The sequence below is a fragment of the Rhodococcus sp. (in: high G+C Gram-positive bacteria) genome (genome assembly GCF_049286785.1).
Classification (GTDB): domain Bacteria; phylum Actinomycetota; class Actinomycetes; order Mycobacteriales; family Mycobacteriaceae; genus Rhodococcus_F.
Map to the genome: position 1 here is coordinate 1 of NZ_JBAQEO010000677.1, position 10,690 is coordinate 10,690.

Below are 10,690 nucleotides of genomic sequence, written 5' to 3' on the forward strand. Positions count from 1 at the left end.
ATGTCGTGCAAGTCCCGTGCGATCCGCGCCTTCTCTTCCAGAATGGTGCGGCGGGTGCGCTCGAGTTCGCTCACTTCCTCCTGCCGCGCGAGTTGCAGGCGCGAGAGCACCAGCCAGCGGATCAGGAGACCGAAGATGACGAGGGCGGTGAGTCCCACCGCCCATCCGCGGCCGTTGGTGCCCGGGTTATCCGCGAGAAACAGCAGGACCGTCGAGATCCACGCCACCCCCACAACCGGAACGGCCGCCCGCATCCCGACCACCGTCAACGGCCTATGCGATCCCGGCGGACTTCGACACCGTCATCGGCTACACACCGCCCAGGTTCGACAGCATCCTCGTCGACCCGGATGGTGACTGCTCGTCACCGGTGACATTGCCTGCCGAGTTCGACACGTCATGCAGGGCACACGACCTCGGGTACGACCTTCTCCGCTACGCCTCGCTCTCCGGGGAGGATCTGGGCCCGTGGGCGCGGCAGAGCCTCGATGCGCAACTCGATCGGCGCATGCATGCCGCTTGTGACAGCCGCACCGATCCGCAGTCCCGCGGGACCTGCTTCCTCATGGCGAACGTCGCGACCACTGCGGTCGCTGGAAACAGCTGGCGTCAAGGATATTCGGCGCCGGTCACCGAATCGGGACTGCGGTACGGGCTCGCCGGAGGAATCGGCGTCATCCTGATGGCCGGAACGGGATGGTCACTGCGCCGCACGGCGCACCCCGTCGGAGTGGTCGCATGACCGCCGGCGTTCTCCCGCAGGCCGATCACGTCACCGCACTGCCCCGCGTCTCCTCGACCCTCGCGGTCACCGCGCTGATTCGCGTGTTTCTCACCCCGTCGCTGCTACCCAGAAGCGCGGCGGCCCAGGCGGTGTTCACGGGCCTGCTCGCCGCATCAGGACTCACAGTCGTGGTACTCCTCCGGCGACTGCGCCTACCGCTCGCACACACACCGGCCCACCGCCTGTCCCGGGAATCGTTCCGGATTCTCACGCTGTTCGGCGCACTCGTCCTCGGGGCATGGACGATCGTAGCGGCCGATCACTGGCAGGATTCGCTCCGGGCGGCGATGGGCATGCCGGACGTCGGCCCCGTCCACTGGATACAGGTGATAGTCGGTGCCACTGTCACGTTCGCGATCCTCATCGGCATCGGCGTCGCCCTCCGCCGGGTGGCCCGCCTTCTCGGCCGGATCGGCGGCACAACCACCCTCGTTCTCCTCGCGGCGACGCTTCGACTCGTCGTCGGGCCGGCCGTATGGGGGCTGATGTCCGAGCGGTACAGCGACTCCGACGCGGTGATCGAGGTGTCCACGCGCCGTCCGGTGGCCACCGAACGATCCGGCAGCCCCGGCTCCGTGGTGAGCTGGGAGTCGCTGGGACGTCAGGGGCGCCGTTTCGTCGCATCCGGTGACGGGGCTGGGAGTATCCGGACCTACGTCGGAACGAACTCGGCCTCCGACACGGAAAGCCGTGCTGCACTTGCGGTATCGGAACTCGAACGCGCCGGAGGTTTCGACCGGTCCGCGATCGTGATCACCGTGCCCACCGGATCGGGATGGATCGACGAGAACGCCGCAGAGGGCTTCGAGGAGCGCTTCGCCGGCGACGTGGCGATTGTCGGTGTCCAGTATTCGTATCTGCCCAGCTGGATGACCTTCGTTTTCAGGCGATCCGCCGCCGACGAGTCGGCCGTCGCGGTGGTCGCAGCGATCACCGACCATATCGCCACCATGACCGAACACCACCGGCCGAGCGTGTACATCTATGGCCAGAGCCTCGGCTCCGTCGGCGGAAGCGCATTGTTCGACCGAACGGGCCGGGCCGGCGAACACGTCTGTGGCGCACTGTGGGCCGGCCCGCCTGCCGGTTCGGTGCACCTGGACGGGGCCACGGTGCTGGCGAATACGTCCGACCCCGTGGTGTGGTGGTCACCGGATCTGATTCTGCACCGACCCGATCTGGCACACGCGGTGCGCGATGCGCCGGTGCCCCAATGGATTCCGGGCATCACATTCCTGCAGACCACCGTGGACCTTGTGTCCGCACTGAATTTCTCCCCCGGCCACGGTCACCGCTACGGCACCGAGCAGGGAACCGCGTTACCCGTATGCCGAGAAAACTCCGGTGCCGGACGGGATGGCCCGTCCGGCACCGGCGAAGAGGTCTCCGCGCCTCCGGACTACGCGGGTAACCCGACCGGGCCGCGTGCAGCTTCGTACGCCGCACCCACGCGATACAGACGCTCATCGGCCAATGCCGGAGCCATGATCTGGAGGCCGACCGGCAGACCGTCGTCCGCTGACATTCCGGACGGCACGGACATAGCGCAGTGACCCGCCAGGTTCGTCGGGAGCGTGCACAGGTCCGACAGGTACATCGCGAGCGGATCGTCCACCTTCTCCCCCAGCTTCCACGGGGTGAACGGACTGGTCGGCGACACCAGCACATCGACCTTCTCGTAGGCCTTGTCGAAGTCGCGGGCGATCAGCGAGCGCACCTTGAGCGCCTGGCCGTAATAGGCGTCATAGTAGCCGGCGGACAGCGCGTAGGTGCCGATCATGATGCGGCGCTTGACTTCCGGACCGAAGCCGGCGGCTCGCGTGGCAGCCATCACCTGGTCGGCACTCATGTTGCCGTCGTCCACCCGCATGCCGTATCGCATCGCGTCGAAACGGGCGAGGTTGGACGACACCTCACTCGGAAGGATCAGGTAGTACGCGGCGAGGGCGTATTCGAAGTTGGGACACGACACCTCGACCACTTCGGCGCCCAGCTCGGTGAGCTGCGCGACGGCCGCGTCGAACGACGAGATGACGCCCGGCTGGTAGCTGTCTGAGTGGAGTTCCTTGACGACGCCCACCGTGACGCCCTGCAGGTTGCCGCTCGCGCCTTCACGTGCAGCTGCCACCACAGGACGCACCGGCGTGTCGATGGACGTGGAGTCACGTGGATCGTGTCCCGCGATCACCTCGTGCAGCAGTGCCGTGTCCAGCACGGTCCGTCCGCAGGGTCCGCCCTGGTCGAGCGAGGACGCGCAGGCGACGAGGCCGTAGCGTGAGACGGTTCCGTAGGTGGGCTTGGTGCCGACGGTCGCGGTGACCGCCGCCGGCTGCCGGATCGAACCACCGGTGTCGGTTCCGATGGCCAGCGGTGCCTGCCGGGACGCCAGGGCCGCTGCACTGCCGCCGCCCGAGCCGCCCGGGATGCGTGTGGTGTCCCAGGGGTTGCGGGTCGCACCGTAGGCGGAGTTCTCGGTGGACGAGCCCATCGCGAACTCGTCGAGATTGGTCTTGCCCAGAATCGGGATTCCCGCGGCACGCAGTTTGCCGGTGAGCGTGGAGTCGTAGGGTGCGATCCAGCCCTCGAGCAACCTCGACCCGCAGGTGGTGGGCATATCGGTGGTGGTGAAGATGTCCTTGAGCGCCAGCGGCACTCCGGCGAGCGGCGATGCGGGCGCCTCACCGGCAGCGAGCGCGCTGTCCACTTCCTTGGCAGCGGCGAGGGCCTGCTCCCCCGCGACGTGCAGGAATGCGTTCAGGCCACCGTCGACCTCCGCGATCCGATCCAGATGTGCCTGGGTGATCTCGACGGACGACACCTCACGGCTGTGGATCTTCGATGCGAGATCTGCCGCGTCGAGGGTGGTCAGTTCGGCGCTCATTCGCCCTCTCCGAGAATCTGCGGAACGGCGAAGCGATCCTGTTCGACAGCGGGGGCGCCGGACAGCGCCTGCTCGGGGGTGAGTCCCGGAACGATCACGTCGGGGCGCGTCACATTGGTCACCGCGTTGGGGTTGGCCATGGGCGGAACGTCGTCCGCGGGTACCTCGGTGACCACCTTCACGTGGCTGAGAATCGAGTCCAGCTGACCGGCGAACCCGTCGAGTTCGGCGTCGGACAGGGCGAGTCGAGACAGCCGCGCGAGGTGCGCGACCTCGTCACGGGAGATGGCAGGCACCGCAGGGCCCCTTTCAGGTAGTACGGAAGTTGATTCCGTCCCAGCCTAGAGCGTGCTCCGATCAGCTGTGCAGCCAGCGCCGCAACCTCGCGGTCGGGAAGGTGGGGAGCGTGCCAGCCACCGCCGTTCCCGCATCCGTCCAGCGCGGGAATTCCTGCACCCCACTGCCGCCACACGTCCCGAGACGGACCTCGTGACTGCCGCAGTCGTGGTGCTCGTGCACTCGTGCTTCGAGGGTCATGTTTCGAGGCTCATGTTTCGCAGATGAGGCCGATTCGTTTCGCCGAGGTCACGAATGGAGACGTGGTGTTTCCACCGGCCCGGGTTGCGGCCGCAGCAGGGGGGTGAACCGCATACTCGGCGACATCAGGTGCAAGGATGGGAACCGACGGGGGTCGCAGGTACCCCCGCGTCTATCTCGTGGTGAAAGGGACGCACGTGTCGTATCTGCTTCGCGTCCAGCTTCCCGACCGGCCCGGTAGCCTCGGCTCACTCGCCGTCGCTCTGGGATCGGTGGGCGCTGACATCTTGTCGCTCGACGTGGTGGAACGAGGTGCTGGATTCGCCATCGACGACCTCGTGGTCGACGTCGAACCGGGATCGCTCCCCGACACCCTGATCACGGCGGCCGAGAATCTCGCCGACGTCACCGTCGATTCCATTCGTCCCTACGCCGGGATTCTCGACACCCACCGCGAACTCGAGCTGATCGATCAGGTGGCCACGGCGGCCGACGACCGGCTTCAGGTTCTCGTCGACGGCGCACCACGGGTTCTGCGGGTGGGATGGTCCGTGGTGGTCGACGTCGGTCCGCACGGCGCGTATCGCGTCGTCGGGAGCTCGGGTGCGCCCGAGACCCATGCCACGGACATTCCGTGGATGCCCCTCGAGAAACCGACCGCATTGGACGACGAGGGCAGCTGGGTACCGCAGGTGTGGCGCGACATGAACACCACCCTCGCGGCCGCGCCGCTGGGCACCACCGGCCGTGTGCTGATGCTGGGCCGTCCCGGCGGGCCCGAGTTCCGCCCCTCGGAGATCGCCCGGCTCGGTTACCTGGCCGGGATCATCGCGACCGTCCTCGGCTGACCGTTCCTGCCTGACTCGGCCTCAGACCAGTTCGCGGACCAGGACGGTCAGTTCGATTCCCGGCACAGGCTCCCAATTCCGTTCCGGCGCAGGGACGAAACCGTTGCGGTCGTAGATGCGCCGGGCCGCTTCCATTTCTTTCTGGGTGGACATGACGACCGCACGATCACCGCGATCGTATGCGACATCGAGAACGTGACGCACCAGAGCCGACCCCACGCCGACTCCGCGGGCGTCGGGCGACACCGCCAGCATCCGGAATTCGAGCTCGCCGGGCCCCGCCACGTCCGCGTACGGCGAGGACGGTTCGGCGATCGTCACCGACCCCACCACCTTCCCGTCCGAAACGGCCACCCACACATCGCCCTTCTCGGCGCGCCGGGCGGCATCACGCAGTCGGTCCGTGTACGGGTCGTCGGCATCGACGAACCCGCCACCCACATACGCGATCACCGTCAATTCACCCACGATCTCGTATTCGTCCGGCGTGGCAACCCGTATCTCGATCATGTCCGGAACTATGACAGGAATGGGCGTTGTGTCCAAACACGGCAACAGCCGATCCGATGCGGAGGCCGCGGTGAGGAACCCGCGGAAGGGGCCCCGAATGCCCCGCCCCGATCCGCGCCTCGACGACCGGGAGCGAAGTTCACAGACGGATAACGATGGTGCAGAGGTGTTTTCAGCAACCACACCCTTCTGCACGTTTCCCGACGCGCCACCGTCGTCGAGGGCTGCACACATTTGAGAGACGGGGCTGGGACGTGTCGTTGTTACGAATCTCATTGTTGGGGCGTTCGCCGTCACTGCGACAAGAATTCCGCGGCCGATGTGCGGCTCAGTCGTCGTCGTCCTCGGCGCCGGTCTCTGCGACAGCGTCCGGACCACCATCGAGCAGTCTGCGGAACCCGGCCTCGTCGAGAACGGGCACACCGAGTTCGATGGCCTTGTCGTGCTTCGAACCCGGTGATTCGCCGACCACCACGAAGGCTGTCTTCTTCGACACCGAACCCGCAGCCTTGCCGCCGCGAGCCAGAATCGCCTCCTTCGCCTCGTCTCGCGAGAACGTCTCCAGTGAACCTGTCACGACGATGGACAGGCCCTCGAGGTTGCGTGGAATCGACTCGTCTCGTTGGTCCTCCATCCGAACCCCGGCGGCCGCCCACTTCTCGACGATCCGCAGATGCCACTCGGCGGCGAACCACTCGGCGACAGCGGCCGCGATGGTGCCACCGACACCGTCCACGGCTGCGAGTTCTGCGACGGACGCGTTCCGGATCCTCTCGAGCGATCCGAACTCTCCGGCCAGCGCTCGCGCCGCCGTGGGCCCCACGTGCCGGATCGACAGTGCCACAAGCACGCGCCACAGCGGTTTGTCCTTGGCCGAATCCAGGTTGTCGAGCAGCCGACGGCCGTTGGCCGACAGTCCGCCCGCCTTGGTACGGAAGATGGTCGTCTTCAGCAGATCCGTTTCGGTGAGCGAGAAGAGGTCACCCTCGTCGGCGATCACCCCTGCCTCGAGTAGTCCGGTCGCAGCCTCGTAGCCGAGAACCTCGATGTCGAATGCCCCCCGCCCCGCAACGTGGAAGACACGTTCCCGCAGCTGTGCCGGGCAGTACTGCTGGTTGGGACAACGGATGTCGGCATCGCCCTCCTTCGCCGGTGCCAGGAGGGTGCCGCACTCCGGGCAGTGCGTCGGCATCTCGAATGCGTGCTCGTCACCCGTGCGTGCATCGACCACCGGCCCGAGGACCTCGGGAATGACGTCCCCGGCCTTGCGTAGAACGACGGTGTCGCCGATCAGCACACCTTTGCGCTTCACCTCCGACGCATTGTGCAGAGTGGCCAGGGACACCGTCGAACCCGCGATCGTGATCGGCTCCATGTACGCGAACGGGGTGACACGGCCCGTGCGGCCGACGCTGACCCGGATGTCGAGCAGCTTGGTGGTGGCCTCCTCCGGCGGATACTTGTAGGCGATCGCCCACCGCGGCGCACGGGAGGTGGAACCCAGCCTCCGATGGAGTGACATCTCGTCGACCTTGACCACCAGACCGTCGATCTCATGCTCCACGTCGTGCCGGTGCTCGCCCCAGTACCGGACCTTGTCGACGACGGCATCGGCGCCCCGGACCCGGGAGGTGTGAGGCGACACCGGCAACCCCCAGGACGCCAGCGCCAGATACGCCCCGTGCTGGGACACCGGATCGAACCCCTCGACCCGGCCGAGTCCGTGGCAGATCATGCCGAGCCGCCGTCGCGCGGTGACCGCCGGATTTTTCTGGCGAAGAGACCCCGCCGCCGTGTTCCGTGGATTCGCGAACGGTGGTTTACCGTCCTCGACGAGTGCCGCGTTGAGGGCCAGGAAGTCCTCGAGCCGGAAGTACACCTCACCGCGCACCTCCAAGAGGGTGGGCAACGGATATTCCTCTGTTGCGGTGAGTCTTTCGGGAATATCGTCGATGGTGAGCGCGTTGAGCGTCACTTCTTCCCCGGTGCGTCCGTCACCGCGGGTGGCGGCCCGCACGAGCCGACCGTTCTCGTACACCAGGCTGAGCGCCACGCCGTCGATCTTCACCTCGCACAGGTAGTGCACATCGGGCCCGGTTTCCTGCTCCACGCGACTGACCCACGTACGCAGGTCGTCCGCCGTGAAGACGTTGTCGAGGCTGAGCATCCGCTCGAGGTGGTCGACGGAAGTGAAATCGGTAGCGAAACCCCCGCCGACCAGTTGCGTCGGCGAATCCGGGGTCCGCAGATCCGGATATTGCTCTTCGAGTGCGTTCAACTCCCCCAACAGCAGATCGAAGGCGCCGTCGGAAATGATCGGTGCGTCCCGGACGTAGTAACGGAACTGATGCTCACGCACTTCCTCGGCCAGCTCGTGCCAACGCTCCCGCACGTCGCTGGGGGCAGGTGTGGAGGCTTCGGTCGATTCACTCACCACCGAAGATTAACCGGTCCTACCGACATCGAAAGAGCCGGTCACAAGGTCTCGGGGTCGTCCCTGAACGCACTGCTCACCTCGGTGCACAACCTGAGCGCCTCTCGGCCCCATTCCTCGTCTGCACCGGCCAGTCCGCAGGCCGGAGTGACCGCAACGCTGCGCAATACAGTCCGCGGAAATCCGAGCCGGTCGATCAGCGTCAGCGCAGGTCGGGCAGCATCCCTCCAGGTCACCGGGGTTGCGGGAGCCACCGCGGGAACCAGGCCCAATGCCAGCTGCTTACCCGCGTCGAGCAGTTCGCCGATGCCGTCGAGATCCGCCGATGTCAGCTGCGACACGTCGAATCCGACAGCGAGTGCGCTGCTGCGGCGGAGGAGATCGGTCGGTAGCCCGGAGGAACAGCAGTGCACGACGGTCGGCCCACCCGCACCCGCAAGGGTGGTCTCGAGCACGGCGAGCGCTTCGGGTTCGGGCATGGCGCGCACCGTTTCGAGCCGGGTGCGACCGGAGAGCGAGCCCGCCAGGACGGCCGGCAACCGCGGCTCGTCGAATTGGATCAGCACCCGCGAACCGAGTCTGCGAGTGATCTCCGCGGCATGACGCGCAAGGCCCTCACCCAGCGATTCGGCGAAGTCGCGTACGGCACCCGGGTCGGTGAGGACGCGGTGGCCGGTACCGAGTTCCACCTCGGCAGCCAGGGTGAGGGGACCCACTGCCTGCACCTTCACGACGGAGTCGGCGCCGCCGAACCCGGCCGTCTCCCAGGCCTCTTCGAGCGCGTCGAGATCCTGGTTCAGCAGATCGGTGGCCCTCTTCGCAATGGATCCACGCCGGGCGACGACGCGGTACGCCGTCGTCGACACGTCCACGTGCAGATCGACGAGCAGGGCGGCAGCGCGGCCGATCATATCGGCGCCCAGTCCGCGTGCGGGCAGTTCGACGAGATGGGGGAGATTTCCCAGCTCGCCGAGAATCACCCGTGCCGCCTCCCGCGGGTCCGCACCCGGCCAGGAACCGACCCCGGTAACGACACCGGCAAGGGAGATCTCTTCTGTCACAGCGTGTTCGGTTCGAATTCGGTACCCGAGATCGTTCCACTTCCCAGTACGATGTCGCCCGCGGGATCCGGCCGGTAGAGGACGACGGCCTGACCCTTCGCCACCCCGGTGAGAGGTTCGCGCAGCGAGATGCCGATACCACCGTCGACCGCTTCGGCGACTGCCCGGGCGAGCCCGCCGTGCGCTCGAACCTGCACCACACACTCCATCGGCTCGCCCGGCGTGGTGCCCGAGGTCCAGACCGCCCGTTCCGCGGTGATCGCGTGCACCTCGAGGTCCCGTGCGGAACCCACCCGGACGGTGCCGGTATCGGGCTCGATAGCTGTCACATACCGCGGCCGGCCGTCGGCCGCGGGTCCTTCGACGCCGAGCCCCTTGCGCTGACCGATAGTGAAGCCGTGCACACCCTGGTGCTCGGCGAGGACCTCGCCCGAATCGGCGTCCACCACACTGCCTGGCCGCACTCCGATACGCGCACCGAGGAACGCGCGGGTGTCACCGGACGGAATGAAGCAAATGTCGTGGCTGTCCGGCTTGTTCGCCACCGCGAGTCCGCGCTCGGCGGCCTCCTCGCGGATCTGTTCCTTGGGTGTGTCACCCACCGGGAACATCGCCCGTGACAACTGCTCGGCGGTGAGTACGCCGAGGACATACGACTGATCTTTGTCAGGGTCGACGGCGCGGCGCAGCACGCCGTCTCCGAGTTGCGCATAGTGCCCTGTGGCGACCGCATCGAATCCGAGAGCGATGGCACGGTCGGCCAGAGCCGCGAACTTGATCTTCTCGTTGCAACGCAGGCACGGGTTCGGCGTCTGTCCCGCCGCATAGGACGCCACGAAGTCGTCGATCACGTCTTCCTTGAAGCGATCCGCGAAATCCCATACATAGAACGGGATTCCGAGGACATCCGCAGCGCGACGAGCGTCACCCGCGTCCTCCTTGGAACAGCATCCCCGCGAGCCGGTACGCAGAGTGCCCGGCTCGGCCGACAGTGCGAGATGAACCCCCACCACGTCGTGTCCTGCCGCAACTGCCCTCGCCGCGGCGACAGCGGAGTCGACCCCACCACTCATGGCCGCAAGTACTCGCATCAACGATCCCCTCCACGCGCTCCGACACTCGCGAGCCCGGCTGCGCGGGCCCGATCCACCACCTGCGGCAACGCTGCGATCACGGCGTCAACGTCCGCGGCGGTCGAGGTATGGCCCAGCGAGAACCGCAACGACCCACGGGCAGTGACGGCCTCTGTACCCATGGCGATCAGAACATGACTGGGCCTTGCCACACCCGCGGTGCAGGCCGAGCCCGTCGAACATTCGATACCCGCGGCGTCGAGCAGCATCAGCAGCGAATCGCCCTCGCACCCCGGGAACGTGAAGTGAACATTCCCCGGAAGGCGCGCACTGCCGACGGGACCGTTCAGCACGGCATCGGGAACGACGCCGCGAATTCCGTCGATCAGCCGATCCCGGAGAACGCTCAGTTCGGCGGCACGCGAGTCCAGTTCCGCAGTCGTACAGCGCAGAGCCGCCGCCATGCCGACGACGCCGGCTGTGTCGGGCGTACCCGACCGGAGGTCGCGCTCATGGCCACCGCCGTGAAGCAGAGGCACGCACGGAACCTGGCGTCCCAGCA

The 10,690-nt window shown here is 67.0% G+C and carries 10 protein-coding genes and 2 pseudogenes; 3 read left to right on the forward strand and 9 right to left on the reverse strand.

Going from position 1 to position 10,690, the window contains the following annotated elements; all coding sequences use genetic code 11:
- Nucleotides 1-269: pseudogene (locus WAW17_RS24470) on the reverse strand (sensor histidine kinase); the annotation flags it as partial.
- Between the two features lie 101 nt (nt 270-370).
- On the opposite strand from WAW17_RS24470, the gene WAW17_RS24475 reads away from it, so the two are divergent.
- Together WAW17_RS24475 and WAW17_RS24480 are read left to right on the forward strand one after the other, a co-directional pair.
- Complete coding sequence (locus WAW17_RS24475) at nt 371-742, forward strand: hypothetical protein (RefSeq protein WP_422335475.1); 372 nt, start codon at nt 371-373, stop codon at nt 740-742.
- Nucleotides 739-2,082 (forward strand): annotated as a pseudogene (locus WAW17_RS24480) (alpha/beta-hydrolase family protein); the annotation flags it as partial. The gene WAW17_RS24475 and the pseudogene WAW17_RS24480, both read left to right, overlap by 4 nt.
- Before the next feature lie 101 nt (nt 2,083-2,183).
- Here WAW17_RS24480 and gatA read toward each other — a convergent pair.
- From gatA to WAW17_RS24495, 3 genes are all read right to left on the reverse strand, one after another.
- Entirely contained in the window at nt 2,184-3,665 is a 1,482-nt protein-coding gene (gene gatA / locus WAW17_RS24485; RefSeq protein WP_422335476.1) for an Asp-tRNA(Asn)/Glu-tRNA(Gln) amidotransferase subunit GatA, read from the reverse strand.
- Nucleotides 3,662-3,961 (reverse strand): Asp-tRNA(Asn)/Glu-tRNA(Gln) amidotransferase subunit GatC, encoded by a 300-nt coding sequence (gatC, locus tag WAW17_RS24490; RefSeq protein ID WP_422335477.1) that lies wholly within the window; start codon nt 3,959-3,961, stop codon nt 3,662-3,664. The genes gatA and gatC overlap by 4 nt, the downstream gene beginning before the upstream one ends.
- Before the next feature lie 61 nt (nt 3,962-4,022).
- Nucleotides 4,023-4,202: a hypothetical protein gene (locus tag WAW17_RS24495; protein ID WP_422335478.1), complete on the reverse strand. Its 180-nt coding sequence runs from the start codon at nt 4,200-4,202 to the stop codon at nt 4,023-4,025.
- A 197-nt stretch (nt 4,203-4,399) separates the two neighbouring features.
- Here WAW17_RS24495 and WAW17_RS24500 point away from each other — a divergent pair, with 197 nt between their 5' ends.
- On the forward strand, nt 4,400-5,050 hold the full coding sequence (locus WAW17_RS24500) for an amino acid-binding protein (RefSeq protein ID WP_422335484.1): 651 nt from the start codon (nt 4,400-4,402) through the stop codon (nt 5,048-5,050).
- 21 nt (nt 5,051-5,071) lie between these two features.
- Here WAW17_RS24500 and WAW17_RS24505 read toward each other — a convergent pair whose 3' ends face one another.
- The 5 genes from WAW17_RS24505 to WAW17_RS24525 all read right to left on the reverse strand — a co-directional run.
- On the reverse strand, nt 5,072-5,560 hold the full coding sequence (locus WAW17_RS24505) for a GNAT family N-acetyltransferase (protein WP_422335479.1): 489 nt from the start codon (nt 5,558-5,560) through the stop codon (nt 5,072-5,074).
- Nucleotides 5,561-5,888: 328 nt separating this feature from the next.
- A complete protein-coding gene (ligA, locus tag WAW17_RS24510; protein WP_422335480.1) occupies nt 5,889-7,994 on the reverse strand; it encodes an NAD-dependent DNA ligase LigA in 2,106 nt (701 codons plus the stop codon).
- A gap of 41 nt (nt 7,995-8,035) precedes the next feature.
- A complete protein-coding gene (locus WAW17_RS24515; RefSeq protein ID WP_422335481.1) occupies nt 8,036-9,055 on the reverse strand; it encodes a methionine synthase in 1,020 nt (339 codons plus the stop codon).
- Nucleotides 9,052-10,146: a tRNA 2-thiouridine(34) synthase MnmA gene (gene mnmA / locus WAW17_RS24520; RefSeq protein WP_422335482.1), complete on the reverse strand. Its 1,095-nt coding sequence runs from the start codon at nt 10,144-10,146 to the stop codon at nt 9,052-9,054. The genes WAW17_RS24515 and mnmA overlap by 4 nt, the downstream gene beginning before the upstream one ends.
- The coding region (locus tag WAW17_RS24525) for an aminotransferase class V-fold PLP-dependent enzyme (RefSeq protein WP_422335483.1) at nt 10,146-10,690 on the reverse strand (545 nt) is incomplete at its 5' end. The genes mnmA and WAW17_RS24525, both read right to left, overlap by 1 nt.